Here is a 25,951-nt window from a genome sequence, read left to right as displayed (position 1 = left end):
CTCACACAAAGTCCCTTAAGCCGGAGCCGTCGCATGTCGAACGATCCCCTCCTTCAGCCCTTCCAACTGAAGCATTTGACCCTTCGCAACCGTATCATCGTCACGTCGCACGAGCCCGCTTATCCAGAGGATGGCATGCCGAAGGGACGCTACCGAGCCTATACCGTGGAGCGGGCGAGGGGTGGAGTGGCGATGACGATGACCGCCGGCTCCGCGGCCGTCTCCAAGGACAGTCCCCCGGTGTTCAACAACCTGCTCGCCTACAAGGACGAGATCGTTCCGTGGATCCGGGAAATGACCGACGCCGTCCATGAAACCGGCGCGGCGATCATGATCCAGCTCACCCATCTCGGCCGTCGCACGCGCTGGGACAAGGGCGACTGGTTGCCGGTGGTCGCACCGTCCCATCACCGCGAGGCGGCGCACCGGGCCTTCCCGAAGAAGCTGGAAGACTGGGATATCGAACGCATCATCAAGGATTTCGCCGACGCGGCCGAGCGCATGAAGGCGGGGGGCATGGACGGCGTCGAACTGGAGGCCTACGGCCACCTGATCGACCAGTTCACGTCGCCGCTGACGAACGAGCTCGACGGCCCGTATGGCGGCGGACTGGAAAACCGCATGCGTTTCTGTCTCGACGTATTCAAGGCGATCCGCAAGAGGGTTGGCGACGACTTCATCCTGGGCGTTCGCTATACCGCCGACGAATGTCTGCCCGGCGGGACTGGAAAGACCGAGGGCATCGAGATTTCAAAACGCCTGCGGGACAGCGGCCTGATCGACTATCTCAACGTCATCCGCGGCCATATCGACACGGACCCCGGCCTCACCGACGTCATCCCGATCCAGGGCATGGCCAGCGCGCCGCATCTCGATTTCGCCGGTGAGGTTCGCGCGGCCACGAACTTCCCCACCTTCCATGCGGCAAAGATTCAGGACGTCGCGACGGCGCGTCACGCCATTGCCGCCGGCAAGGTCGACATGGTCGGCATGACCCGCGCCCACATGACCGACCCGCACATCGTGCGCAAGATCATGGAAAAGCGCGAGGACGACATTCGCCCCTGCGTCGGGGCGAACTACTGTCTCGACCGCATCTATCAGGGCGGACTGGCCTTCTGCATCCACAACGCGGCCACCGGCCGCGAGGAGACGATGCCGCACGAAATCCCAAAGGCCGATGTCCGCAAGAAGGTGGTGATCGTCGGCGCTGGCCCGGCCGGGCTTGAGGCCGCGCGTGTTTCCGCCGAGCGCGGCCACGAGGTCGTGGTAATCGAGGCGGCGGACAAACCCGGCGGCCAGATCCGCTTGACGGCGCAGAGCGAGCGCCGTCGCGAAATGATCAGCATCATCGACTGGCGCATGGGCCAGTGCGAGAAGCTGGGCGTTACCTTCCGCTTCAATACCTGGGCGGACGCCGCCACGGTCACGGCAGAAAATGCAGACGTCGTGATCATCGCGACCGGCGGCCTGCCGCATACCGAGGTTCTGTCGAAGGGCAACGAGCTTGTCGTCTCCTCCTGGGACATCATCTCCGGCGACGTGAAGCCTGGGTCGAACGTGCTCGTCTATGACGATGCCGGCGACCATGCCGGCCTCCAGGCGGCCGAGTTCATTGCCAAGGCGGGTGGCAGGGTGGAAATCATGACGCCGGATCGCTCCTTCGCGCCGGAAGTCATGGCGATGAACCTCGTTCCCTACATGCGCTCGCTGCAGAAGCTCGACACGACCTTCACCGTCACCTATCGGCTCGAGTCGGCGGAAAAGAGCGGCAACCAGCTCATTGCTCACGTCGGCAGCGATTACGGCGGCGTCGCCAAGCAGCGCACGGTCGACCAGATCGTCGTCAACCACGGCACCATTCCGCTGGACGACCTTTATTTCGAGCTCAAGCCGGGATCGAAGAACCTTGGGGAAGTCTCCTACGACGAACTGATTTCGGGTGAACCGCAGACTGTCGAGCGCAACCCGAACGGCACCTACCAGCTCTTCCGGATCGGCGATGCGGTCGCTGCCCGCAACACGCATGCGGCCGTCTACGATGCGCTGCGCCTTGCCAAGGATATCTGACGATGGCGCGGAGCGAGGCATTGCAGAAGTTCCTCGACGCGGCGCTTGCCGCGTACGACAGTTTCGCGCAGGACCCACAGTCGCGGCTATCCATCGCGCAGATTTTTGCTGGTCTGGAGACACCGCAGCCGGAGCAATCGAACATCGGAAAGCGGCTTCCGGTGTGCGACCGCTACCTCGAAAGCACTCTTGCGACGAAGACCGGGCACGCGTCCCTGGATGTGCTGATCGAACGCTTCAAGGCGCTCGAACCAGTCCTGGAATGGGAACAACGCGAGAGCCATGGCATCACCGCCAGCGAGAACTTCCCGGACAGTCATGCCAATGCCCTTATCGTCGGACCGGGTGGCCTCGAGGATCGCAAGGACATCTGGCTGGGCGCAACCTTGATGGCGCCGAACGTGCGCTATCCGGATCACGACCATGCGCCGGAGGAAACCTATCTGGTCCTGTCCGATGGCGAGTTCATGCACGGCGATTCCGATTGGTTTTCTCCCGGCATCGGCGGGTCGTTCTACAACCCGCCGGGCATCAGGCATGCGATGCGTTCGAAAGAGCGCCCGTTGTTTGCCTTCTGGGCCCTGCTGCCCGACCAGCCGAGGCAATGACAAACAAACTGTCGGGTCCGCCAGTCCGCCGCGTTCAGTCGATAATGTGGTATCCCCCATCGATATAGAGCGTCTCCCCCGTGATGAGCCGGGCGGCGTCGTGCGCCAAGAAGGCGGTCGCCATGCCGACGTCATCGATGCTCACCAGGCTGCGGGCCGGTGCGGTTTCCTGCGCCTTGTGCAGCAGTTCATCGAACTGCGGAATGCCGGAGGCGGCGCGTGTTGCGAGTGGGCCCGGAGAGATGGCGTGCACGCGAATGCCTTTCGGGCCGAGTTCTGCCGCCAGGTAGCGCACGGCACTTTCCAGAGCGGCCTTGGCGACGCCCATGATGTTGTAGTTCTTCACGACCATCTGGCTGCCGTAGTAGGTCATGGTGAACAGCGTGCCGCCGTTTTTCATCAGCGGTTCCGCCAGGTGAGCCATGCGGATGAATGACCAGCATGAGATCTCCATTGTCGTCAGGAAACCGTCGCGCGGCACGTCGACGACGCGTCCCTGCAGCGTGTCTTTCGGCGCGAAGGCGATGGAATGGACGAGGAAGTCGATCTCGCCCCAGTGCTTCTCGATGCGGTCGAAGACCGCCTCCATCTGGCCGGGCACGGCGACGTCGAGCGGCATCACGATCGGTGCAGCTAATTCGCGCGCCAGCGGTTCGACATGCGGCTTCGCCTTGTCATTCAGGTAGGTGACGGCAAGCTCGGCGCCAAGCGCCCTGAACGCCCTGGCACAGCCCCAGGCGATCGACTGGTCGTTGGCGATGCCGACGATCAGGCCCTTCTTGCCTGCCAACAATTTTGCCTGCACCTGTGGGATCATCTTGGCCTCACCGTTCGAGAATTGGCAGGATACCTCGTCGTATCTGCGGCCTGCGATTTTGTCAGCCGAGCAGCGCCAGCGTGTGGCGGGCGACCATCAGTTCCTCGTCGGTCGGGATGACAAGGATCCGTACCTTGCTCTCCGCCGTCGACACTTCGAGTTCGCCGGCGACGTTCCGGGCCGGATCGATCCGCGCGTCGAGCCATTCAAGCCGCGCTGCGATCCGCGCGCGCATCTGCGGCGAGTTTTCCCCGATGCCTGCCGTGAAGACGAAGGCATCCAGGCCACCGAGTGACGCGGCAAGCGATCCGGCATGCAGGCCGATGCGATGGACGAAGTGATCGAGGGCAAAGGCGGCGCGAGGATCCTTGCTCTCCAGAAGCATCCGCACGTCGTTGCTGATCCCGGACAAGCCTTTCAGGCCCGAATCCTTGTAGAGCAGGTCCTGCACTTCCTGCGCTGTCATGCCCCGCTGTTGGAGCAGGTAGAGAATGACGCCCGGATCGATCTGCCCGCAGCGTGTCCCCATCGGCAATCCGTCAAGGGCGGTGAAGCCCAGCGTGCTCTCGATGCTCTTGCCGCCGGAGATCGCGCACATCGAGGCGCCGCTGCCGAGATGCGCCACGATCACCCGGCCGCCGGCGAATTCCGGTGCGACCTCACGCAGCTTCCCGGCCACGTACTCGTAGGACAGGCCGTGGAAACCATAACGCCGGACGCCCTCGGAGTAGAAGCGCTCGGGGATCGCGTAGTGGCTCGCCACCAGGCTGTGGTCCCGATGGAACGAGGTGTCGAAGCAGGCGACCTGAGGAAGGTCCGGTCTGCGCTCGAGGATCGCGTGGATCGGGGCAAGGTTGTTCGGCTGGTGCAGCGGGGCGAGCGGCACGTAGCGTTCCAGCCGGTCCAGCACCTCCTCGTCGATCAGCACCGGCCGGTCGTAGTCCGGGCCGCCGTGGACGATCCGGTGGCCGACCGCGGCAAGGCGGCCTTCATGGTGCTCGCGAAGCCAGGCTCCGACAAACCGCATGGCGGTGGGCAGGTCAGGCACGTCGGATTGCGTGTGGGTTTGATCGGCGAGGATCTGTCCGTCGCTGCCCTTGATGCGCAGCCGGGGTGCCGTACCGATGCCCTCCAACTGCCCGCGTAGAAGTTTTCTCGGGCCATTGCCGATGGCGAAGACCTCGAATTTCAGACTGGACGAACCCGCATTGACGACAAGGATGGTGTCCATGGGCTTCACGCGCTCGTAAGGGCGGCTGTGCGCAGGCGGGCCGCGGCAAAAAGGACGGCAACCGCACAAGAGGCGAGGCGGGTGCGGATCGAGTCCGCCCGCGAAGTCAATATGATCGGAACGCGGGCGCCAAGAACGATGCCGGCGGCGTCGGCCCGTGCCAAGAACGACAGGTTTTTCGCCAGCATGTTGCCGGCCTCCAGATTGGGCACGACCAGGATCTGCGCTCGGCCGGCCACGGGGGATGAAATGCCCTTGATCTTCGCGGCCTCGGGATCGATCGCGTTGTCGAAGGCGAGCGGCCCCTCCAGAAGCCCGCCGGTGATCTGCCCGCGCTCGGCCATCTTGCAGAGCGCGGCTGCATCGATTGTGGAGGGGATTTTCGAGGTGACCGTCTCGACGGCCGAGAGGATCGCGACCCGCGGCGTCCCCAGCCCGACCTGTGTGAACAGGTCGATGGCGTTCTGAATGATGTCGCGCTTGGCGTCGAGGTCGGGGGCGATGTTGATCGCCGCATCCGTGACGAAAAGCGTTTCAGCGTAGGTCGGCACATCCATGACAAAGACATGGCTTATCCGCCGCTCCGTGCGCAGCCCAGTGGTCGACGAGGTGACGGCACGCATCAGTTCGTCGGTATGCAGGCTGCCCTTCATCAGCAGTTCACCCTTCGCCTCGCGGATCAGTTCCACGGCCTTGGCCGCCGCGGCGTCGCTGTGTGGCACATCGACGATCTCGTAGGAGCCGATGTCGAGGCCGTGCGCTTTTGCAATCGCGCCGATCTTGTGGGCCGGACCGACGAGCGTCGGTACGATCAGATCCGCCTCGGCGGCCTCGATCGCGCCGCGCAGCGACGTCTCGTCACAAGGGTGGGCGACAATTGTCCGCGCGGAAGGCGATTGCTTCGCTCTTGCGATCAGGCGCTCATATTTTTCGTGCGTGTTTTCCTGAAGGGGGCTGTCAACTTGCATCACGCAGATCCCTGTTCGTGTTTACTTCACGCTTCCGCTGCGACCAAACCCGGAATGAGACCGGCCATTCATTGCCGGACGATCTTGACATGTCGTGTCTTGGCCCGTGACGGGGGCGCGACGGCAGTCGGTTCGCCGTCCGGGAGAAAAAGCCCCGCGATCCTTTGCCAACGTAGGTTTGCCTCCCCGGTCAACTCGCCGCGAGCGCTGACCACCGATTGAAGGGCGGCAAGGCCCTTGCGGCGCTGCTCCTGATCTGCCGGAAGCAAGTTCGGGATCGCCGAAATTGTCGCGTCCTCATCGAGCACCAGCATCAGGAACTGGTCGCGGATGAGATATTTGAATTCACCGAGCGTCATGGGGGGCAAGCCGTCCTCTACCCTGCGCAGACGGCGGATGGCGACGAAGCCGCGCTCGTCGGCGCCGCCACGTGCCATCGATACGTAAAGCAGGGCACGCGCCAGGCACTCGCGCAATCCCCCTTCGTTGATACGCCCCTTCAATTCCTCAATTCGCGACTGAAGGATCATTCGGTGCAGGCCCGTCTTGCCGGCCTTGCGCTGCGGCGCATCGCTGGCGGGGTCTATGCCGACCGAAGCCTGCAATAGCGGTGAACCGTAGACGGAGAGGAAGGTCGCTTCCGATGCGGTTTCCACCCATTGCCGCCAGGCGTCGAGACCGGCGACGATCTGACGGGAGGCGACCTGTTCGAGGCCAAGCAACGGATTGTCGGCAGAAACCGGCCGGCGCTCGCGTGCAGCCTGCGCGGCCAGTTCGGCGACGGCCGCCATCAGCGGGTTGGCGTCGGAGAAGATCTCATACTGAAGCCGCAGGGGATGAAGCTTGCGCAGCCACTCGCCATATCCATCCGGCAAGAGATCGCGCAGGAAGGGCTGCACGAATGTTCGATAGAGCGCCAGATTGGTGTCGGAGACCCTTGCGGCGGTCGCAAAGCGGCGGTCATCGGCCGCATCGTTGCCGCCGAGCGCCCGGACGTCGTCGAGCGTCCGCGCCTCGCACCGCATGATCCAGTCGCCCGTCACAAGCTCGGCACCCGCGGTTTCCTCGGTCCTCGGCTCGAAGATCGCCTCGTAGAGGCCGGGCGGCAACGCATCGATCAGGTCAATGTTGTCGGCGAATTCTCCATGTTCCTTGCGCGCGACGCCGCCCGACACGAAGATGCCGAGATGGCCGACGTTTTCGTGCACGGTATAGACGATGGTTTGCCCGTGGGCGCGAATCTCGTCGACGTCGTCATAGAGATCGAGGAGCCAGCCAAGCGCCTGTTGCGGCGGGGTGATGTTGTCGCCCTTCGAGCAGAACACGACGATTGGCGCGCGGATGTTTCGCAGATCGATCGTCGACCCGTCGGATGTATTGATCCGGCCGGCTGCCAGATTGTTGCCGACAAACAGTTCGTCGACGATGAACTGGATCTCTTCGGCGTTGAGATTGACGTGCCCGCCCCACCACTGTTCAAAGCCGAGGTAGCGCGGCGCCTCCGTGTCGATCTTGGAGTAGAGGTTGTACTGCTTGGTCCAGAGTGTATTGGCCGGGTTCTGGTTCTCAAAATTTTGTACCAGCCAGGCGCCGTCGAACTTGCCCTGGCCAAGGTCGCTCACCAGCGCGGTCAACCAACTGCCGCCGAGCAGGCCGCCGCTGTAGCGCATCGGATACTGGCCGTGCACCCCTGCCCAGTAGGACAGCGGCGCCCCTGCAATGATGATCGACCCGAAGAGCTCGGGACGAAGCGCTGCGAGCATCATGACCGCCCAGCCGGCCTGGCAATTGCCGATAACACAGGGTCTGGCGTCGGCATCCGGGTGCAGCGCAATGACCTTTTCCAGGAATATCGCCTCGGCCCTGGTGATGTCTTCGATCGTCTGGCCAGGAACCGGTTCCGGAAGGAAGCCGATGAAGTAGCACGGGTGGCCGGCGTGCAGCGCGACACCAATCTCGCTGTCGGCCTTGAAACCACCGATGCCCGGACCGTGTCCGGCCCTGGGGTCGACGACCACGAACGGGCGGCGGGTCTCATCCACCTCGGTGCCCTCGGGAGGCACGATCCGCGCGAGACCATAGTTGACGGGCCGCTCCAATGTACGGCCATCGATCAGGATTTCCGGCGTATAGCTTAGTACATGTGGCGCTGTCTTGGCGGCTTGGGTGCGATACTGATTGCCACGCTGGCGCATGACATCCCAAAACAGAACGCTTCGCTGGGTTGCGTCCAGGAAGTAGTCGAATGCGGCCCCCCACGGGCCGAACTGGGAAGACAGTTCACCTTTGGCCTGCATCGTTGAAGGATTGCTCATGCGTCCCCTCCTTCATTCTCGTCATGGTTGCCACGCTGCATTGCGGCAATCAAGCTGTAAATAGATGCAATTCTCCGTTTTAATGGCTTGGGCTCCATTAGGGACGGAGCAGATTTTCACCGCGTCGGTGTTGGATTGACAGCCTGCGCGTAAGTCCATAGCGCAGGCATGCAAAGAATTTGTGGCAATGGCGCTCTTTTTTATCCGCTTGCTCAAGGCCGGCACCGGTTTGCTCGGCAAACCGAAGCATGAGACAAGAGGCGCGTTTCATAGGGATGCGGAAACGCGTGATGACCAGCCTGGGCGCCTACGTCGGCCTGTTTCTCACGGCCTTCGGGGCCGCGACCGTGCTGCCGTTTCAGTCCGAGCCGGTCCTGGTCGGTCTTCTGGTGTCGGGACAGTTCTCCATTCCCAGCCTCGTATTGGTGGCAAGCGTCGGTAACATAGCCGGTGCGGTGTGCAACTGGATCCTCGGGCGGTTCATCGATCGGTTCGGTGACAGAACGTGGTTCCCCGCAAAACGCTCTTCGCTCGACGGGGCGGGCAAATGGTATCGGCGGTATGGCCGCTGGTCACTGCTGCTGTCGTGGATGCCTCTGTTCGGAGACGCGCTGACCGTCCTTGCAGGCGTTCTGAGAGAGCCGCTGTGGTCTTTTCTGCTGCTGGTGGCCGTTGCGAAGACGGGCCGCTACGTTGCCCTGGCCGCGGCGACGGTCGGGGCCCAGTCTGCGCTTGGCTATTGAAGCAGGTCTCCCGAGGGGGAGCCAACCAGGTTGCGGCCGTGCGTCGCAATGCGCGCAGCCCGCTTCCAACCGGCGCCGCCGCGTGCCATTCTGCGCCCCATGTTTGCAATTGCGGTGTTCCGACGACTCTACTTTCTGCTGGCTTTGCTCGGGATCGTGTTCGCTCCCGTCTATGCGGCTGCGGCCGCGCCGGCAATGATGGGCATGTCCGAGGCACATCAAGGTGCGATGCCCGGCATGGAACCCGGCATGGACAAGGACGACTGCTGCCGCAGCGAACTGCCGGCACAGACGCGCGACTGCGGCGGCCTCTGCCCTCAGGCGTTGACCTGCTATTCACCCGCCATAGCCTGCGAGAACTCGCCAAACTCTGTTGTCCGGCGCGTGCGTGCAGTTTTGCATGGCCCGCTGCGCGACGACCAACGACCGTCCGCCCTCGTTGAGCCGCCCACGCAGCCTCCCAAGGCCTGACCAAATTCCTTGATAAATATCGACTGCGTCCCCGCGCAGGATATCGTGCAGTCCAGCCGGACCTCGGCTTCGGTCAAGGCAGACTTCGGTTGGCGTCAGGTGGAATCAGTCGATCGGCTAAATCTCCGAAACAGGATGGAGAAAGACAATGAAGAGAAGACAATTCCTCTGGTCCGTCGCCGCGGCCAGCGCGATCGCAATGGCTGGATCGGCACGCGCTGCCGCCGAAAGTATCCTGGTCTACAAGGACCCGAACTGCGGCTGTTGCCAGGCCTGGGCAGACGCGATGACGGCAGCCGGGTTCTCGGTGAAGATCGAGAATGTCGACGATCTCGACGCGATCAAGCAACGGTTTGCGATTCCAGCGCAGCTGCAGGGCTGCCACACCGCGATTGTCGCGGGGTACTATCTCGAGGGCCATGTCCCTCTCGAAGCCGTCACCCGTCTCCTCGCCGAACGTCCCGCCGTTGCCGGGCTTGCGGTGCCTGGAATGCCGAGCGGATCGCTGGGCATGGGCGATGATCCCGGTGCCAACTATGACGTCCTGGCCGTCGCCAAGGACGGATCGAGCAAGGTCTACCAGCAAGTCCGACCGAGAGCCTGACGATCCGCACACGCGGACAGCGCTGTCGGCGGTTGGATCCCGCCGGCGGCGTGATGATAGAGGCGTCACATTCGTCAACGAAAACGTGCTTATCCAATGAAAAACGACAACGGGGATGCGACCAGGCCTATTGCTGCTTGTCGGTGGCGTTGAACATGGCCACGGTGAAGTGGCGCAAGACCTGCGCAAGGACGCGATTGCAGATTTCACTGCACGGGCTACAGCCGGACTGAAGCGATCATTGACGGGACGGTCACGGCGGCAAGCCAACATTTCGCGCTTATGACGGGCGACACGAGCTGGTAGGGGAGTCGGCAAGGAAATGACGGACATCAGAAATGAACCCAGCCATGAAGCCGAGGCGATAGGTGCGCTTCTTCGCGACCATTATGGCATGGCGGGTGAGATTACGGCCCTTCCTGGGGAACACGATCTCAACTACCGCGTCCGCTCGGCGAGCGGTGAGGCGTTCCTGCTCAAGCTGCATGCTCCAGGCGCGCCCCTTGAGCTGGCGATGCAAATGGCCGTCCTCGATCATCTTGTACGTGTCGCGCCGGATCTGCCGGTCTCGCGCACGCTGCCCGACATGAACGGCGCCGCGATCTCAACGGCGCATGTGCGCGGCGAGCGGGTAGCGCGCCTGCTGACGTGGCTTCCCGGTGAGGTCTGGTCGCGCTCTGCGGCGCGTGGTGACGGGAGCATCGAAACGCTCGGTCGTCTGCTCGGCGAGCTGGACCGGAGCCTCGAAAGCTTCAATCATGCCGGTGCTGTTCGCCACTACGCCTGGGATATCGGGCGTGCCGGGATGCATCTGGAGAACGTCCGTTTCATCGAGGACGCCGAAAGGCGCGAGGCCGCCCGCGTTATCCTCGAGCGCTTCGCCAGCGATGTGCTTCCGCGCCTCGAAGCCTGCCCTCGACAAATCATCCACAACGACGCCAACGACTACAACGTGCTGCTTGACGGCGAGGGGCGCGTCAGCGGCCTGCTCGACTTCGGCGACATGGTGGAGACATGGCGCGTGATCGAGATTGCCGTCGCCGGCGCCTATGCGCTGATCGGTACGGCCGATCCGGTTGAGACGATCGCCCGGCTCGCCGAGGCCTATCACGCCGTCAACCCGATCAGCGAAGTCGAGGCGGAACTGATCTTCGATCTCGTCTGCACGCGCTACGCGGTCAGCATGTGCATGGCCGGCCGGCAGATCCGCGACAATCCCGAAAACACATACCTGCTGGTCAGCCAGGACGACGTGTGGCGCGAGCTGCAGCGGCTGCAGCGGGAGAACCGCTCGATCGTCATTGCCCGCATTCGCGACGCCTGCGGCTTCGCGCCGATTGCGCACGCGCCCCGCGTCGAGCGCTGGCTGGAGCGCAACGCGCATGCGTTCTCCCCGGTCGTGCGCCCCGCGGTCGCCAAGCCGACGGTGCTCGCCTTGGACCTGACGGCCCATGGGCCGGACGCGCAGGCCTGGGCGACCCTCGACGCCGCCGGCGCCGAGGCACTGGTCGATCAGCGTGTGGCCGAGAACGGAGCCGACTTCGCGATCGGCCTCTATGGCGAGGACCGCGTCATCTACAAGGGCGACGCCTTCGAGACCGCCTCCCCCGGCGCCCGCCGGACGGTGCATATCGGCGTTGACATCTTCGCGCCGGCCCATGAGCCCGTGCATGCGCCGTTCTCCGGAAAGGTCGCCTTCATTTATGACGACGCCGTCCCCTTCGGCTTCGGCCCGACCGTCCTGCTCGAACACGCAACCGACGAGGGCGACGTCTTCTGGACGCTCTACGGCCACCTCTCGCGCGAAAGCGTTGCAAGACTGTCGATCGGCCAAACCATTGGTGTCGGCGAGGCGTTCTGCGCCTTCGGCGCGGCCTCGGAGAACGGCAACTGGTCGCCGCACCTCCACTTCCAGATCGTCACCGACCACCTCGGCCTCGAAGCGCGGATGCATGGCGTCGGCGTGCGCCGCCACTGGCAGGTCTGGCGCGCGGTCAGCCCGGACCCAAGCGTCATCCTCGGCTATTCCGTCCCCGCCTCGGTGATCGTCGCGCGCGACAAGGCGTTCCTCGTCCGCGAGCGCCAGCGCCGGATCGGCCGCTCGCTCAGCATCGCCTATTCCGGAGCACCGCTGAAGATCGTCGGCGGGGAGGGGACCTACCTGATCGACGAGGACGGTACCCGCTGGCTCGACATGGTCAACAACGTCTGCCACGTCGGCCATTGCCATCCGCGCGTCGTCAAGGCCGCGCAGGCGCAGATGGCAAGGCTCAACACCAATTCGCGCTACCTGCACGATTCGCTGGTCGAATATTCGCGCCGGCTGGCGGCGCTGTTCCCGGATCCGCTCAACGTCTGCTTTTTCGTCAATTCGGGCAGCGAGGCGAACGACCTGGCGATCCGGCTGGCGCGCGCCTATACCGGCAATCGCGACATCATCACCGTCGACCATGCCTATCATGGCCATCTCTCGAGCCTGATCGACGTCAGCCCCTACAAGTTCGCCGGCAAGGGCGGGGAGGGCAGGCCGGCGCATGTACGCGTCGCCGAAATGCCCGACCTCTATCGCGGCCGCTTCCGCTACGGCGACGCGGATGCCGGGCGCAAATATGCCGAGGACGTGCGCAGTCAGGTGGCAGCGCTTGCGGCGGAGGGGCGCCGGCCGGCGCTGTTCTTCAGCGAGGGCATCCTCGGCACCGGCGGGCAACTGACCCTGCCGGCCGACTATCTGAAGGAGGCCTATGCCCATGTTCGCGCTGCCGGCGGCCTATGCCTCGCCGACGAGGTCCAGGTCGGCTTCGGCCGGGTCGGCAGCCACATGTGGGCGCACGAGACGCAAGGGGTGGTGCCGGACATCGTCACCATGGGCAAGCCGATCGGCAACGGCCACCCGATGGCCGCGGTCGTGACCACGGAAGCTGTCGCTGCGGCCTTCGCGAACGGCATGGAATACTTCAACACCTTCGGCGGTAATCCCGTCTCGGCCGAGATCGGCCTTGCGGTGCTCGACGTCATCCGCGACGAGCGGCTGATGCACCACTGCCACGTCGTCGGAGCCCGGCTGATGGACGGCGCCCAGGAACTAGCCAAGCGTCACCCGATCATCGGCGACGTGCGCGGCCACGGCCTCTTCAACGGCATCGAACTGGTGCGCGATCGCGAGACGCTGGAGCCAGCCGCAAGCGAGCTCGACGCCATCATCGCGGCGATGAAGCAAAGGCACCGTATCCTGCTGAGCAGCGAGGGGCCGCACCACAACGTGCTGAAGATCAAGCCGCCGGCGCCGTTCAGCACTGAGGACTGCGATTATTTCCTGAACGCGCTCGACGACACGCTCGCCGCCCTGAGTTTCTGACAAGAACAACGATGCGTCCGGCGCCGGCCGGCGCATCGTCGCGCGCCGAGCCCGCCCTTGGAAACGCGAGCCGCATACGTCTCGCGCGTCAAGGCGACCCGAAAGTATTGACACCGGCAGGTGCTGGGCGCTGCGGTGCTCTACCGCGTCATGCGTCCGTATTTGCGCATCACATCGGTCAGCAGATCGTGCGGAATCGCCTCGATCCTAAAGCGGTCATGGACGGTTCCGCCCAGCGTTTCGGCCGCCAGCATGGCGTTGACGATCGCCTCGTCGACGCTGTCGACCGACGCCAGATAGACCGGGTCGAGCTGTTCGTCGTTGACGATCTCGAGCTTGAGGAGCGGCGGCGCGCGGTGGGCCATCGGTTGCGGATTGGCCGTGGAAAAGGCCAGGAAGATATCGCCGGAACTGTTGCCGCCGGGCGTGCCATTGCGGCCGATGCCGATCGAAGCGCGTCGCGCCAGCCGCTTCAACTGGTGCGGTGCCATGGGCAGGTCGGTGGCAATGACGACGATGATCGAGCCGCGTTCCTGCATCTGGCTTTGCGGGGTTCCGTCGCGCATGTGCTGTCCGACGGGAACGCCGCAGATCGTCAGCCAGTCGCGCTGGCCGTGATTGGCCTGGACCAGCGTCCCGATCGTGTAGTCCTTGCCGCCAAGGGCAACGACGCGTGACGCGGTGCCGGTGCCGCCCTTGAAGCCGTAGGCGATCATGCCGGTGCCACCGCCGCAGTTTCCTTCCTGCACCGGACCGGAGGCCAGGATATCAAGGGCGGCAAACACGTCGGTCTCGGCCAATGGCAGTCCGTTGATGTCGTTGAGGACGCCGTCGTATGTCTCGGCGATCACCGGCATCAGCCAGAGGAAATCATCGCTTTCGTAGGTCGAGGCATAGCGCTCGAGCATCCATTTGACCGTTGCGTGATGGGTCATGCCGACGGCGTGGGTGTTGGAGATCATCACCGGTCCCATGAAAGTGCCGCCGTCCTCGATCCAGTGGGTTCCCGTCATCTCCCCGTTGCCGTTGAAGCGATGGATGCCGGCATAGACGGGCACCGGAACCGGCGATGCGGCATGCGGCATGATCGCCGTGACGCCGGTGCGGACGGGGCACTTGCGGCCCGGCCGGGGCGCATCTTCGACAATCGTGCGGAAGCCGATCTCGATGCCGGCAACGTCGGTTATGGCGTTGAATTCGCCCGTGCGGCCGGAGAAGGGCAGGCCGAGCGCCCGGGCGCGAGGCTTGGAGCTTTGCAGATCTTTGTGGGTCATGGTCATTTCTGTCGGAAATGGGGGATCAAAGCACCAGTATTGCCCGGAAATCATTAACGTTGGTGCCGGTCGGCCCGGTATGGAAAATATCACCGATCGCCTCAAAGGCGGTGAACGCATCGTGGCCGAGCAGTCGCGCGCGCGGATCCTCGCCCCCGGCGCGCATGCGGGCGATCGTGCCGCCATCGGCAAACGCCCCGGCATTGTGCTCCGAGCCGTCCCGGCCATCGGTGTCGGCGGCAAGGGCGTGGATGTCGGCAAGGCCGTCGATGGCAGGGGCGAAGGCCAGCAGGAGCTCGCTGTTGCGCCCGCCCTTGCCGTGGCCCTCGTCGCGGATGGTCACGGTCGTCTCGCCGCCGGAGAGGATCAGCACCGGCGTGTTGAAGGGGCGGTTGCGAGTGCGCACTTCGCGGGCGATCGCCGCGTGCATCAGGCCGATGTCGCGCGCTTCGCCCTCGATGGAATCGGACAGGATGACGGTCTCGATCCCCGCGGCGCGGGCCTGGGCTGCGGCGGCCTCCAGCGAGACGCGGGCTGACGCGATGACGTGATGCTCGTGATTGCCAAAGGCCGGATGGTCCGGGCCGGGGGCGGCCGCCTCGGCCGAAGCCAGATGCGCCATCACCGCCTCTGGCAGGTTCATTCGGTACTGGCGGACGATCTCCAGCGCGTCCTTTGGCGTCGAGCCGTCCGGGACCGTCGGGCCGGAGGCGACATGGGCGGGGTTGTCGCCGGGAATGTCGGAGACGATCAGGCTGACCACCCTGGCCGGCGCAGCGGCATGGGCAAGCCGGCCGCCCTTGATGCGCGAGACGTGCTTGCGCACCACGTTCATCGCCGAAATCGGCGCGCCGGAGGCCAGCAGCGCGCGATTGACGGCGATCTCGTCGTCGAGCGTGAGGTTGCCTGCCGGCGCCGGCAGCAGCGATGAGCCGCCGCCCGATATCAGCGCGATGACGAGATCGTCCGCGGTGAGGTCTTGGACCGCCTGCAGCAGCCGTTCCGATGCGGCAAGACCCGCCGCGTCCGGCACCGGGTGGGCAGCCTGCAGCACCTCGATCTGCCGGCAGGCGGCGACAGGACCGTGTTGGGCGACGACGGCGCCTTCAAGCGGCCCGTCCCACAGGCTTTCCAGCGCCGCCGCCATCTGGCTCGCCGCCTTGCCGGCGCCGACGACGACCGTGCGGCCCTTCGGTTTCTCGGGAAGATGGGCGCGGATCGCCGCGAGCGGGTCGGCCGCCTTGACGGCCTCGTGAAACAAGGACGCCAGGAAGGCGCGGGGATCATCGATCATGCGCGATCAATCCTCGGTTTCGAGGTCATAGACGAGGATACCGCGCGCACCATCGAGTGCTGCGGCCACGATCTTGGCCCCCGTCTTCCGGTGTTCTTCGTCGGCGAGATAGGCGTCGCGGGCGAAGCTGTCGTCGAAATCGACGATGAATCCGTCGGAAAAGCCCTTGTCCATGCCCGCTTCCGGGCTGACATTCGTACCCACATGAACGGCGAGCAGGCCGGGCAGCCGGCCCTTCAGCGCGGCGATCTCGTCGAAGATCTCCGCTTTCCGGGCCTGCGAAATGGTGGGCTTGAAGCGGATGAAGACACAGTGCCGGATCAAGGCAGGCTCCTATCGGATCTCGGCACGGGCGCGCGGCCGCGTGTCGTTTCGTTCGTGGGCGAAAATCTGCGGCGAAAGCGGCTGAAAGTCACGGATTATGTCCGCGCCCTTTTCGCCGATCATGATCGTCGGGGCATTGGTGTTGCAGGATGGCACCCGCGGCATTACGGAGGAATCGCACACCCTGAGACCTTCGAGCCCGCGCACCTTCAGGTCGAGGCCCACCGCGGCATCCGCTCCGGTTCCCATCTTGCAGGTGCCGACCGGGTGGTGGTCGGTCTTGGCAGTGGCGCAGCCGTAGTCGAACAGGTCCTCGTCGGTGAGGTATTTCGGCCCCGGCAGCCGTTCGGCAAGCACATAGGGCTTCAGCGCCGCCTGCTGCATGATCTCGCGGGCGATCTTCAGGCCCTCGATCGACATTTTCCGGTCGTGCGGATCCTCCCAGTAGTTCGGGTCGATCAGCGGGCTTGCGGCCGGGTCGGCGGAGGAAAGCCGGACGGTGCCGCGCGAGCGGGGGTGCAGATAGGCCGAATTCAGCGTGACGCCGGCATTCTTCAGCCTTTCCACGCCGGCCTCGATGCCGGAGCCGAGGCCGAGGTGGAACTGGATGTCGGGCGAGCGGGCCTGCGGATCGGCGTACCAGAAGCCGCCGGTCTCGAAGAGCGACGAGGCGACGGGGCCGGAGCGGAACAGCACATATTGCAGCCCGGCCCAGAGCGTGCGGTGGAGCTTCGCCACGTTGTCGTAGGTGTGGTCGCCGGTGCATTCGCTGATGACGAACAGGTCGAGGTGGTCCTGCAGGTTGGAGCCGACGCCGGGCAGGTCGTGCTTCACGTCCACGCCGACCGATTTCAGGTGATCGGCCGGGCCGATGCCCGATTGCAGCAAGAGCTTCGGCGAGCCGATCGCGCCGGAGGAGACGAGCACCTCGCGTTCCGCCCGGATCGTCTCGATGCCGCGCGCGGTGACGACCTCGACGCCGACGGCGCGGGTGCCCTCCAGGACGATGCGGGCGACGCGGGCGCCGGTGCGGATCGTCAGGTTCTTCCTGGACTTGATCGGCGAAAGATAGGCGAGCGAGGCCGACGAGCGGCGACGGTTGCGCTGGGTCAGCTGGTAGAAGCCGACGCCGGCCTGCTGGCGGCCGTTGAAATCGTGGTTATAGGGGATGCCGAGCTCCTGGCCGGCGCGGATATAGGCGTCGCAGATCGGCAGGCCGGAGACCGGCATGGAGACGCCGAGCGGGCCGCCATAGGCATGGTAGTCGTCGGCGAAGCGCTGGTTGTCCTCTGCGCGCTTGAAATAGGGCAGCACCGAGCGATAGTCCCAGCCCTCGCAGCCGTCCTCGCTCGCCCACAGGTCATAGTCGGCGGAGTTGCCACGGGTGTAGAGCTGGGCGTTGATCGAGGAGCCGCCGCCGATCACCTTGGCCTGGGTATAGCGCAGCACGCGACCGTTCATGTGCTTCTGCGGCACGGTCTCCCAGCCCCAGCTGGCCACGCCCTTGGTCATTTTGGCGAAGCCCGCCGGCATGTGGAACAGCGGGTTCCAGTCGCCGCCGCCGGCCTCCAGCAGCAGCACCCGCACGCCCGCATCCTCGCTGAGGCGGTTGGCGAGCACGCAGCCGGCCGGTCCGGCGCCGGTGATGATGTAGTCGTAGGTCATGCACAGTTCCTCAAATTCTTGCCAGCGTCCCGGCGCGACGGTGCGGCACCCAACCCTCCCCCTTGTGGGGAGGGTCGGAGCGAAGCGACGGGGAGGGGTTCGTCTGGCGTGACTCCCCTCCCCAACCCCTCCCCACAAGGGGGAGGGGCTTCACGCAATTCACAACCGCCCGATCGAAAGCCCGCCGTCCAGGTCGATCACCGAGCCGGTGGCGAAGGCGAAGCGGCCGGAGGCGAGGGCGGCGACGGCGGCGCCGATGTCGCCCGGTTCGCCCCAGCGCTTCATCGGTACCAGCCCGCCTTCGATCAGCGCGTCGTATTTCGTCGAAACGCCGGCGGTCATGTCCGAGCGGATGATGCCGGGGCGGATCTCGAAGACTGAAATGCCGGTTTCGGCGAGCCGCAGCGCCAGCCCCTTGCTGAAGGCCGCGAGGCCGGCCTTGGTCATGCAGTAGTCGAGGCGTTCGGGGGAACTCAGTGTTGCCGAGACGGAGGTGATGTTGACGATCGCGCGCGGGCCGGCAACGGGCGCGGCGAGCATGGCGCGCACCACGGCCTGGGTGAAGAAGACGGTGCCGCGCAGGTTGGTGGCGACGATCGTGTCGAAGTTCTCCGGCTCGAGGTCTAAAAAGTCTCCGCGCACCACGGAGGCGATGCCGGCATTGTTGACGAGACAGTCGATGTGGCCGAAGGCATCGAGCACCGCCTCGACCGTTCCGGCATGACCCGCCACATCGGCGAGGTCGGCCTTGAAATAGACTGCCTTCGCGCCCGTCTGGCCGAGGTCGGTAAGCATTTGGTCGGTGCTGGCGTCGGTTTCACCGATGCCGGTGATGGCGATGTCGAAGCCGTCGGCGGCAAGGGCGCGGGCGATGCCGAGGCCGATGCCGCGGCGGCCGCCGGTGACGATGGCGAGCGGTCGAGACGGGCCGGTCATGCGGCAAGCTCCCTTGTCCGGATGTGGTCGGCGACACGCAGCGCCTGGGCTGCGACGGTCAGCGCCGGGTTGACGGCGGCCGAGGTCGGCAGGAACGAGGCGTCGACGACGAACAGGTTCGGATGGTCATGGGCGCGGCAGAAGACGTCGAGCGGCGCCGTCGCCGGATCGCTGCCAATGCGGATGGTGCCGCACTGGTGCGAGGGCGTGCGCTTGTCGAAGGCACGCGACAGCACGATCGGAAAGCCGGCCTTCTTCAGCACGCCCTTCAGCTTTGCGACCAGCTCGAGATGGGCATCCCAGTTGGTGCGGGTCCATTTCAGCACGATCCGGTCGCCGTCGACGGTGATGCGGCTTTCCGGATGCGGCAGGTCCTCGCTCATGGCGTAAAAGTCGATCGCGTGGCGCGAGACGCGTTCCAGCAGCCATTCCGGCACGGAGGGCATATTGGCCTTGAGGATTTTTCCGGAGATGCGGCCGAGCAGCTGGACGTTGCCGAGCGGCGGTCCGCCGGCGCCGTCCGAGAGGTAGAAGTCGTTGAAGCCAAAGGTCTTCTGGTAGACCGAGTCGTTGCGATAGCGCGGCGAGATCGCAATCACCGCGCTGGAATTGTGGTTCATGAAGTTGCGGCCGACCTGGTCGGAGGAATTGGCAAGACCGCGCGGGAACGCGTCGCTGGCCGAGCGCAGCAGCAGGGCGGCGGACTGCACGGCGCCGGCGGCAAGGATCACCAGCTTCGGCGAGACGCTGTGGTCGTCGCCATCCCGCATGTAGCGCACCGTCGTGATCGCGCGACCGTGCGGCGCGGCGTAGAGCCGGGTGACGCGGCTGGCGGTCTGGAGCCTGACGTTCGGATGCTTCAGCGCCTCGGCAAGGGCGGCGCTCTCGGCATCCATCTTGCCGTCGTCGCAGTTGGGATGGGCGTCCCACGGCGTCTTCGCCTTCTTCAGCCAGCGCTCGATGTCGATGCCCAGCGGCAGGGCAGAGGGGTGCATGCCGGCCGCCATCAGCCGCTTGCGCACCTTCGCGATCGCCGGCTCGTCGGGCACGGGCGGGAAGGGGTAGGGGGCAGAGTGATCCGGTTCGGTCGGGTCTTCGCCAAGCGTGCCGCGCACCTGGTAGAGCCGCTCCGCCGCCGTATACCAAGGTTCCAGTTCCTCGTAGGGGAAGGGCCAGGCGGGCGAGACGCCGTCGCGGTGGCGCATTTCCAGGAAATCCTCGCGGCGGTAGCGCACGAGCACGGCGCCGTAGAATTTCGAGTTGCCGCCGACATTGTAGTAGTTGCCGGGGTTGAAGCCTTCGCCGCCGGCTTCGTACCAGGTTTCGTCAGGGCGGAAGTGGCCGCGCTGGAAGATTGCGCGCTGGTCGCGGTTCTCCGGCCGGTCCTTGATCTGCTCGCCGGCCTCAAGGATGAGGATGCCGGCGCCCGTCGGGGCCAGGCCGGCGGCGATCGTGGCGCCGCCGATGCCGGAGCCGATGATGACGATGTCGGGCTGCGTGGTCATGCTGTCGTCTCAGGCGATGCGGCGCTGGCTGTCAGGATCGAAATAGACGGCCTTGTCGAGGTTGAAGGCGAGCCGCGCTTTCTGCCCGGCGGATATGCGCGCGTCGGCGCGAAGCCGGGCGACGATCTCCTTGCCGCCGAGGTGTGTCACGGCGAAAGTGTCGGCACCGGCGGGCTCGACCACCTCGATCAGGCAATCGCCCTCGGCGATCGTGCGGGCGTTGTGATCGGCGCCCTCGGGATCGGTCAGAGCCTCGGGCCGGATGCCGAAGACTACCTCCCTGCCGCGATAGGCACCAAGGCCCTGCGGTGCGTTGTCGACGACGAGCCTGAGCGGCTCGGCTTCGGGACGGGCGAGCGACACGGCCAACGCGCCGCCGTCGCCCTCGATCTTCGCCTTCAGCAGGTTCATCGCGGGCGAGCCCATGAAGTCGGCGACGAACATGTTGGCGGGGTTATTGTAGATCTCGGCCGGGCTGCCGAACTGCTGCAGCACACCGTCCTTCAGCACGGCAATCTTCGTCGCCAGCGTCATCGCTTCGATCTGGTCGTGCGTGACGTAGACGATCGTCGTCTTCATGCGCTGGTGCAGGCGCTTGATTTCGGTGCGCATGTCGACGCGCAGCTTGGCGTCGAGGTTCGACAGCGGCTCGTCGAACAGGAACAGCTTCGGATCGCGCACCAGTGCGCGGCCCATGGCGACGCGCTGGCGCTGGCCGCCGGAGAGCTGGCCCGGCTTGCGCTCGAGCAGATGGCCGATCTGCAGCATCTCGGCGACCTGCTTGATCGCCTTGTCGCGCTGCGCCTTCGGCACGCCGCGGATCTCCATGCCGAAGGCAATGTTTCCGGCGACCGTCATGTTCGGATAGAGCGCATAGGACTGGAACACCATGGCGATGTCGCGCTTGGAGGGGTGCAGGCCCGCGACCGAGCGGCCGTCGATGGCGATTTCGCCGGAGGTGATCGGCTCCAGCCCGGCGATGGTGTTGAGAAGCGTGGACTTGCCGCAGCCGGACGGGCCGACCAGCACCAGGAAGCCGCCCTGCTCGATCTCGAGATTGATGTCCTTCAGGATTTCCAGCGAACCGAAGGACTTGCGAAGATTGGCGATCTTGAGAAACGACATTGCGGTCATCCTTTCACGGCGCCGGACATCAGACCGCGGACGAAGTAGCGGCCGGAGACGATGTAGACGATGAGGGTGGGGAGGGCTGCGAGGATCGCGCCCGCGAAGTGGACGTTGTATTCCTTCACGCCGGTCGAGGAGGAGACGAGGTTGTTCAGCGCCACCGTCATCGGCGTCGAGTAGGGGCCGGAGAAGGAGGCGCCGAACAGGAAGTCGTTCCAGATGTTGGTGAACTGCCAGATGACCGAGACGACGATGATCGGCCCGGAGGATGGCAGCAGGATGCGGCGGAAGATCTGGAAGAAGCTCGCCCCGTCGATCTGGGCGGCGCGCACCAGCTCGGTCGGAAACGCCTCGTAGTAGTTGCGGAAATAGAGCGTCGTGAAGCCGAGGCCGTAGATCACGTGCACCAGGATCAGGCCCCAAATGGTGCCGGCGATCCCGAAGATACCGAGCATGCGCGCCATCGGGATCAGCACGATCTGGAAGGGGATGAAGCAGGACAGGAGCAGCATGCCGAAGAAGATGTTCGAGCCGCGGAACTGCCACTTCGTCAGCACATAGCCGTTCAGCGCGCCGACGATGGTGGAGATCGCGACCGCGGGCACGACCATCAGGATCGAGTTGATGAAGAAGGGGCGCAGGCCCGTCGGCTGTACGCCGATCTGCGCGGTCGACCAGGCCGACAGCCAGGGGTCGATCGTCCAGGTCTGCGGCAGGTTCAGCATGCCGCCCTGGCGGATTTCGTCCAGCGGCTTCAGCGAGTTGACCACCATCACGTACAGCGGCAGCAGGTAGTAGAAGGCAAAGACCAGCAGCGCGGTGTAGAGCAGCGCGCGCGTCAGGCGGCCGTGGCTGATGACGTTGTCGGAGCTTGCAGCACTCATCGGCCTTTGCCTCCGCGGATTTCGGAATAGAGATAGGGTACGATGATCGAAAAGATCATGATCAGCATGATGATCGCCGACGAGGCGCCGATCCCCATCTGGTTGCGGGTGAAGGTGTAGGAATACATGAAGGTCGCCGGCAGTTCGGTCGCCTGCCCCGGGCCACCGCCGGTCAGGGCGATGATCAGGTCGTAAGCCTTGATCGCCAGGTGCGCGAGCACGACGAAGGCGGACAGGAACACCGGCCGCATCAGCGGGATGATGATGCGGCGGTAGACGGTCACGGTCGAGGCGCCGTCGATCTGCGCGGCCTTGATGATCTCGTTGTCGACGCCGCGGAGCCCGGCAAGAAACATCGCCATGACGAAGCCGGAGGACTGCCAGACGGCGGCGATGACGACGCAGTAGATCGCGTAGTTGCGGTCCTTGATCCAGTTGAAGGAGAAGCTCTCCCAGCCCCAGAGGTGCATGGTGTTTTCCAGCCCGATGCCGGGATCGAGGAACCATTTCCAGGCGGTGCCGGTAACGATGAAGGAGAGCGCCATCGGATAGAGATAGATCGGCCGCAGCACGCCTTCGATGCGGATGCGCTGGTCGAGCAGGATCGCGAGACCCAGGCCGAGCACGCTGCAGATGATGATGTAGAGCGAGGCGAAGATCGCGAGATTCGAGATCGCCCGCCACCAGTGCGGCAACGACCAGAGCCGGACGTAGTTCTGCAGGCCCACGAAATTGTAGGACGGCAGCATCTTGCTGTCCGTCAGCGACAAGAGGCCCGTATAGGCGATGAAGCCGTAGACGAACACCAGCACTATGAGGAAGCTGGGGGCGAGCACGAGCTTCGGCAGAAGCTCCTGCAGCCGGGCGCGGCTATCCATGATCGTTACCACCGTGTTTGTGCGGTTTGTGGTTCAGGGGTGGATGCCCCTCACCGGCTGATGCAAGGCCGCCCCTCATCCGCCTGGCGGCACCTTCTCCCGCAGGTGGGGAGAAGGACCAAGCCGCGGCCTAGCTCTCTCCCCGCTTGCGGGGAGAGAGCTAGGGTGAGGGGCGTCCTTGCCCCATCAGTCGCTTACTTCGCGCCTTCGACGGCTGCGACCAGTTCCTTGGTGGCTTCCTCGGAGGAGAGCTCGCCGTTGAACTGGCGCGTCACGACGTCGTAGATCGCGTTCTTGACGGCAGCCGGGTTGGCGTGACCATGTGCCATCGAGCCGTAGAGCGTGCCGTTGGCATTGGCTTCGGCGAGGTCCTTGATGCCCTTCTTGCCGCAATCGTCGAAGGCGGTGTCCGGAACGTCGGTGCGGGCCGGGACCGAACCCTTGACCACGTTGAAGGCCGACTGGAAGGTCGGGCTCTCGATCGCCGATGCCATGGCGAGCTGGGCGGGGACCTTGTCCTCGGAGACCTTGAACATTGCGAACTGGTCGGAGTTGAAGGTGACCGAACCCTGTGTGCCGGGGAAGCGCATGCACACGAAGTCGGTACCCGGCTTCTTTCCGGCCTTCAGGAACTCGCCCTTGGCCCAGTCGCCCATGAACTGCAGGCCGGCCTTGTCCTCGATGACCATGGCCGACGCCAGGTTCCAGTCGCGCCCGGAGAAGTTGTCGTCGACATAGCTACGAAGCTTCGTCATGCGGTCGAAGGCTTCCTTCATCTTGTCGCCGCCGAGGGCTGCCGGATCGAGGTCGATGAAGGCGGCCTTGTAGAAGTCGTTGCCGAGCGAGAGCACGACGGCGTCGAAGATCGTCGCATCCTGCCAGGCCTGACCGCCGTGGGCGACCGGGGTGATGCCCTGGGCCTTGAAGTTGTCGAGCAGGGCGATCAGCTCATCCCAGTTCTGCGGCTCCTTGCCGCCGGCCTTGTCGAGGGCCGCCTTGTTGATCCACATCCAGTTGGTGGAGTGGACGTTTACCGGGGCGGCGATCCAGTGGCCGTCATACTTCGAGAACTGCTGCAGCGCGCCTGGAACGACCTTGTCCCAGCCTTCCTTTGCCGCGACCTCATCGAGGTTGCCGAGCGCGCCTTCCTTGGCCCAGTCGAGAATGTCGAAGCCGAGCATCTGCACGGCCGTCGGCGCGTTGCCGGCGGTGACGCGGGCGCGCAGGACGGTCATCGCCTCGGTGCCGCCGCCGCCGGCGACCGGCATGTCGGTCCAGGTGATGCCCTTGGATTCGAGGTCCTTCTTCAGCACGTCAAGCGCCGCGGCCTCGCCGCCGGACGTCCACCAGTGCAGGACCTCCACGTTTTCCGCAGCGCGCGCGGAAACGCCGCCGCCGAGTGTCATCATCACCGCGGCAATTGCCGTTGTCGTTACGAACTTGCGCATCGATTTCCTCCCGTTTTGCAAGTTTCTCTGGCGGGATCCTCCTCCCGCCCATCTCAGCCGCCGCCGGACCTCCGGCGAAGACGTTGGAGCCACGGCCTCACGCCGCTGGCTCAATTTAAAACGTTATAAGTCCCGCCAAGTCAAGCACGCCGCGACCGCCGCCGGCGATCCTTCGATATGCCGTGAATTTCCAAGTTTAATCGTCATGTGACGATGCGGACGGAAAGATGTGCAGGGCACCCGATTGGATTTAAATCGTTTGCAGTGCAGGATTGCCTCAGGCCCAGCCTGTTTGTAATGTGCCGCCGAATTTGCGACCTCAAGCTGAAGAAGAACGACGTGCCACGCCGAGCAACGCTTTCCGACACCGAGATGACGAAGACCGGCTCGCGCGGCGGAAAGCCGACCCTGAAAACCATCGCCGATTTGACCGGGCTTGCTGTCACGACCGTTTCGCGCGCGCTCGGCAATGCGCCGCAGATCTCGGAAGCGACGCGCAAGCGGGTGCACGAAGTGGCAAGTCAGATCGGCTATCTGCCGGATCGCGCCGCGCAGCGCCTGAAGACCGGGCGCACCAACGTCATTTCCGTTCTGCTCGACCCACACGAGGAAATCCTCGGCTACGGCACGTCGCTGATGCATGGTCTGGCGCGCGCCCTGCAGTCGACGCCCTACCACCTGATCGTCACGCCGAACTTCATCAGTGGCAGCAATGTCGACGCCGTTAATTACATCATTCGCAACGGCATGGCCGACGGCCTGATCTTCTCGCGGACCGAGCCATTTGACCCGCGTGTGCGGCTGCTGCTGGAGAACGGCTTTCCCTTCGTCACCCACGGCCGGACGGAGTTCACGACACCGCATCCCTACGTCGACTACGACAACTACACCTTCGCGTATGAAGCGGTGCGCCGGTTGATCACCAAGGGCCGCCGTAAGCTGGTCCTCATCCCGCCGCTGAAGCGGCTGACCTTCTATCAGCACATGCTGCACGGCTTCATGACCGCGGTGCGTGAGGCAGGGGTCGCCTTCGATGTTCCGGAGGCCATCGATCTCGACTGCCCGCCCGACCAGATCCGCGATCACATGCGCCGGCGCGTGACGCAGGCCGACGCGCCGGACGGCATCGTCTGCCCCGGCGAGGTCTCGGCGCTGGCCTCGATCACCGGCATGAGCGACTGCGGCCTTTCGCTCGGCGTCGAGTATGACATCGTCGCCAAGCAGACCTCCCGGCTTCTGACGCAGATCCAGCCCAAGGTGGAGACGATCTACGAGGACCTGACCGCGACGGGTGAGGCGATGGGCGACATTCTGCTGAGGCGCATCGCCGGCGAGGATGCAGCGGACCTGCATGTGCTGCTGGCGCCGCAATTGAACTTCCCGACGCCCTGAAGGGGCGCAGGCGCCTCCTGCGATGGGGGTCGGAAGCGTTG

21 protein-coding genes are annotated in these 25,951 nt (G+C 64.8%); 7 read left to right on the top strand and 14 right to left on the bottom strand.

Annotated elements, in window-relative coordinates; translation table 11 throughout:
- The first annotated feature begins 33 nt into the window (after positions 1-33).
- Positions 34-2,070: an oxidoreductase gene (locus AC1DDS_RS12785; protein ID WP_477479235.1), complete on the top strand. Its 2,037-nt coding sequence runs from the start codon at positions 34-36 to the stop codon at positions 2,068-2,070.
- A gap of 2 nt (positions 2,071-2,072) precedes the next feature.
- Positions 2,073-2,678: a dimethylsulfoniopropionate lyase gene (locus tag AC1DDS_RS12780; protein ID WP_477479234.1), complete on the top strand. Its 606-nt coding sequence runs from the start codon at positions 2,073-2,075 to the stop codon at positions 2,676-2,678.
- Between the two features lie 34 nt (positions 2,679-2,712).
- On the opposite strand, the gene fabI is transcribed toward AC1DDS_RS12780, so the two are convergent.
- The 4 genes from fabI to AC1DDS_RS12760 form a co-directional block, all read right to left on the bottom strand.
- On the bottom strand, positions 2,713-3,495 hold the full coding sequence (fabI, locus tag AC1DDS_RS12775; RefSeq protein ID WP_477479233.1) for an enoyl-ACP reductase FabI: 783 nt from the start codon (positions 3,493-3,495) through the stop codon (positions 2,713-2,715).
- A 61-nt stretch (positions 3,496-3,556) separates the two neighbouring features.
- The gene (locus AC1DDS_RS12770; protein ID WP_477479232.1) at positions 3,557-4,726 is read right to left on the bottom strand and encodes an acetate/propionate family kinase; all 1,170 of its coding nucleotides are present in this window, start codon (positions 4,724-4,726) and stop codon (positions 3,557-3,559) included.
- Positions 4,727-4,731: 5 nt separating this feature from the next.
- The gene (locus AC1DDS_RS12765; protein ID WP_477479231.1) at positions 4,732-5,694 is read right to left on the bottom strand and encodes a phosphate acetyltransferase; all 963 of its coding nucleotides are present in this window, start codon (positions 5,692-5,694) and stop codon (positions 4,732-4,734) included.
- 68 nt (positions 5,695-5,762) lie between these two features.
- Positions 5,763-8,009 carry a DUF3141 domain-containing protein gene (locus tag AC1DDS_RS12760; protein ID WP_477479230.1) on the bottom strand — a complete coding sequence of 749 codons (2,247 nt, stop codon included), beginning with the start codon at positions 8,007-8,009 and terminating at the stop codon, positions 5,763-5,765.
- A gap of 290 nt (positions 8,010-8,299) precedes the next feature.
- On the opposite strand from AC1DDS_RS12760, the gene AC1DDS_RS12755 reads away from it, so the two are divergent.
- The 4 genes from AC1DDS_RS12755 (at position 8,300) to AC1DDS_RS12740 (ending at position 13,182) form a co-directional block, all read left to right on the top strand.
- Positions 8,300-8,752 carry a YqaA family protein gene (locus tag AC1DDS_RS12755; protein ID WP_477479229.1) on the top strand — a complete coding sequence of 151 codons (453 nt, stop codon included), beginning with the start codon at positions 8,300-8,302 and terminating at the stop codon, positions 8,750-8,752.
- Between the two features lie 48 nt (positions 8,753-8,800).
- Positions 8,801-9,223, top strand: a complete 423-nt coding sequence (locus tag AC1DDS_RS12750) for a hypothetical protein (protein ID WP_477479228.1) — start codon at positions 8,801-8,803, stop codon at positions 9,221-9,223.
- A gap of 148 nt (positions 9,224-9,371) precedes the next feature.
- Positions 9,372-9,827, top strand: a complete 456-nt coding sequence (locus tag AC1DDS_RS12745; protein ID WP_477479227.1) for a DUF411 domain-containing protein — start codon at positions 9,372-9,374, stop codon at positions 9,825-9,827.
- 322 nt (positions 9,828-10,149) lie between these two features.
- Entirely contained in the window at positions 10,150-13,182 is a 3,033-nt protein-coding gene (locus AC1DDS_RS12740) for an aminotransferase class III-fold pyridoxal phosphate-dependent enzyme (RefSeq protein WP_477479226.1), read from the top strand.
- A gap of 140 nt (positions 13,183-13,322) precedes the next feature.
- On the opposite strand, the gene AC1DDS_RS12735 is transcribed toward AC1DDS_RS12740, so the two are convergent.
- The 10 genes from AC1DDS_RS12735 to AC1DDS_RS12690 form a co-directional block, all read right to left on the bottom strand.
- Positions 13,323-14,456, bottom strand: coding sequence for a DmpA family aminopeptidase (locus AC1DDS_RS12735; RefSeq protein WP_477479225.1), 1,134 nt, complete (start codon positions 14,454-14,456; stop codon positions 13,323-13,325).
- 25 nt (positions 14,457-14,481) lie between these two features.
- Positions 14,482-15,750: a glycerate kinase type-2 family protein gene (locus AC1DDS_RS12730; RefSeq protein WP_477479224.1), complete on the bottom strand. Its 1,269-nt coding sequence runs from the start codon at positions 15,748-15,750 to the stop codon at positions 14,482-14,484.
- Positions 15,751-15,756: 6 nt separating this feature from the next.
- The gene (locus AC1DDS_RS12725; RefSeq protein WP_477479223.1) at positions 15,757-16,074 is read right to left on the bottom strand and encodes a Dabb family protein; all 318 of its coding nucleotides are present in this window, start codon (positions 16,072-16,074) and stop codon (positions 15,757-15,759) included.
- A gap of 9 nt (positions 16,075-16,083) precedes the next feature.
- Complete coding sequence (locus AC1DDS_RS12720; protein WP_477479222.1) at positions 16,084-17,739, bottom strand: GMC family oxidoreductase; 1,656 nt, start codon at positions 17,737-17,739, stop codon at positions 16,084-16,086.
- 159 nt (positions 17,740-17,898) lie between these two features.
- On the bottom strand, positions 17,899-18,675 hold the full coding sequence (locus AC1DDS_RS12715) for a 3-ketoacyl-ACP reductase (protein ID WP_477479221.1): 777 nt from the start codon (positions 18,673-18,675) through the stop codon (positions 17,899-17,901).
- Positions 18,672-20,180: a GMC oxidoreductase gene (locus AC1DDS_RS12710; RefSeq protein ID WP_477479220.1), complete on the bottom strand. Its 1,509-nt coding sequence runs from the start codon at positions 20,178-20,180 to the stop codon at positions 18,672-18,674. The genes AC1DDS_RS12715 and AC1DDS_RS12710 overlap by 4 nt, the downstream gene beginning before the upstream one ends.
- 9 nt (positions 20,181-20,189) lie before the next feature.
- Positions 20,190-21,305, bottom strand: a complete 1,116-nt coding sequence (locus AC1DDS_RS12705; protein WP_477479219.1) for an ABC transporter ATP-binding protein — start codon at positions 21,303-21,305, stop codon at positions 20,190-20,192.
- Between the two features lie 5 nt (positions 21,306-21,310).
- A complete protein-coding gene (locus AC1DDS_RS12700) occupies positions 21,311-22,192 on the bottom strand; it encodes a carbohydrate ABC transporter permease (RefSeq protein ID WP_477479218.1) in 882 nt (293 codons plus the stop codon).
- Complete coding sequence (locus AC1DDS_RS12695) at positions 22,189-23,070, bottom strand: carbohydrate ABC transporter permease (RefSeq protein WP_477479217.1); 882 nt, start codon at positions 23,068-23,070, stop codon at positions 22,189-22,191. The genes AC1DDS_RS12700 and AC1DDS_RS12695 overlap by 4 nt, the downstream gene beginning before the upstream one ends.
- A 194-nt stretch (positions 23,071-23,264) precedes the next feature.
- On the bottom strand, positions 23,265-24,479 hold the full coding sequence (locus AC1DDS_RS12690; protein WP_477479345.1) for an ABC transporter substrate-binding protein: 1,215 nt from the start codon (positions 24,477-24,479) through the stop codon (positions 23,265-23,267).
- Positions 24,480-24,890: 411 nt separating this feature from the next.
- Between AC1DDS_RS12690 and AC1DDS_RS12685 the strand changes: the two genes are divergently transcribed.
- Complete coding sequence (locus AC1DDS_RS12685; RefSeq protein ID WP_477479344.1) at positions 24,891-25,910, top strand: LacI family transcriptional regulator; 1,020 nt, start codon at positions 24,891-24,893, stop codon at positions 25,908-25,910.
- Positions 25,911-25,951 lie beyond the last annotated feature (41 nt).

The sequence above is a fragment of the Mycoplana sp. 10N416 genome (assembly GCF_056394765.1).
This window is presented reverse-complemented; position numbering and strand designations above follow the sequence as displayed.

Bases quoted from the DNA above. Each gene is read 5' to 3' on its own strand.
- AC1DDS_RS12750 (WP_477479228.1), top strand. From the start codon at position 8,801: ATGCGCGCAGCCCGCTTCCAACCGGCGCCGCCGCGTGCCATTCTGCGC.
- AC1DDS_RS12730 (WP_477479224.1), bottom strand. From the start codon at position 15,750: ATGATCGATGATCCCCGCGCCTTCCTGGCGTCCTTGTTTCACGAGGCC.
- AC1DDS_RS12700 (WP_477479218.1), bottom strand. From the start codon at position 22,192: ATGAGTGCTGCAAGCTCCGACAACGTCATCAGCCACGGCCGCCTGACG.
- AC1DDS_RS12710 (WP_477479220.1), bottom strand. From the start codon at position 20,180: ATGACCACGCAGCCCGACATCGTCATCATCGGCTCCGGCATCGGCGGC.
- AC1DDS_RS12785 (WP_477479235.1), top strand. From the start codon at position 34: ATGTCGAACGATCCCCTCCTTCAGCCCTTCCAACTGAAGCATTTGACC.
- AC1DDS_RS12715 (WP_477479221.1), bottom strand. From the start codon at position 18,675: ATGACCGGCCCGTCTCGACCGCTCGCCATCGTCACCGGCGGCCGCCGC.
- AC1DDS_RS12770 (WP_477479232.1), bottom strand. From the start codon at position 4,726: ATGGACACCATCCTTGTCGTCAATGCGGGTTCGTCCAGTCTGAAATTC.
- AC1DDS_RS12745 (WP_477479227.1), top strand. From the start codon at position 9,372: ATGAAGAGAAGACAATTCCTCTGGTCCGTCGCCGCGGCCAGCGCGATC.
- AC1DDS_RS12735 (WP_477479225.1), bottom strand. From the start codon at position 14,456: ATGACCCACAAAGATCTGCAAAGCTCCAAGCCTCGCGCCCGGGCGCTC.
- AC1DDS_RS12780 (WP_477479234.1), top strand. From the start codon at position 2,073: ATGGCGCGGAGCGAGGCATTGCAGAAGTTCCTCGACGCGGCGCTTGCC.
- AC1DDS_RS12720 (WP_477479222.1), bottom strand. From the start codon at position 17,739: ATGACCTACGACTACATCATCACCGGCGCCGGACCGGCCGGCTGCGTG.
- AC1DDS_RS12755 (WP_477479229.1), top strand. From the start codon at position 8,300: ATGACCAGCCTGGGCGCCTACGTCGGCCTGTTTCTCACGGCCTTCGGG.
- AC1DDS_RS12740 (WP_477479226.1), top strand. From the start codon at position 10,150: ATGACGGACATCAGAAATGAACCCAGCCATGAAGCCGAGGCGATAGGT.
- AC1DDS_RS12695 (WP_477479217.1), bottom strand. From the start codon at position 23,070: ATGGATAGCCGCGCCCGGCTGCAGGAGCTTCTGCCGAAGCTCGTGCTC.
- AC1DDS_RS12765 (WP_477479231.1), bottom strand. From the start codon at position 5,694: ATGCAAGTTGACAGCCCCCTTCAGGAAAACACGCACGAAAAATATGAG.
- fabI (WP_477479233.1), bottom strand. From the start codon at position 3,495: ATGATCCCACAGGTGCAGGCAAAATTGTTGGCAGGCAAGAAGGGCCTG.
- AC1DDS_RS12685 (WP_477479344.1), top strand. From the start codon at position 24,891: ATGACGAAGACCGGCTCGCGCGGCGGAAAGCCGACCCTGAAAACCATC.
- AC1DDS_RS12760 (WP_477479230.1), bottom strand. From the start codon at position 8,009: ATGAGCAATCCTTCAACGATGCAGGCCAAAGGTGAACTGTCTTCCCAG.
- AC1DDS_RS12705 (WP_477479219.1), bottom strand. From the start codon at position 21,305: ATGTCGTTTCTCAAGATCGCCAATCTTCGCAAGTCCTTCGGTTCGCTG.
- AC1DDS_RS12690 (WP_477479345.1), bottom strand. From the start codon at position 24,479: ATGATGACACTCGGCGGCGGCGTTTCCGCGCGCGCTGCGGAAAACGTG.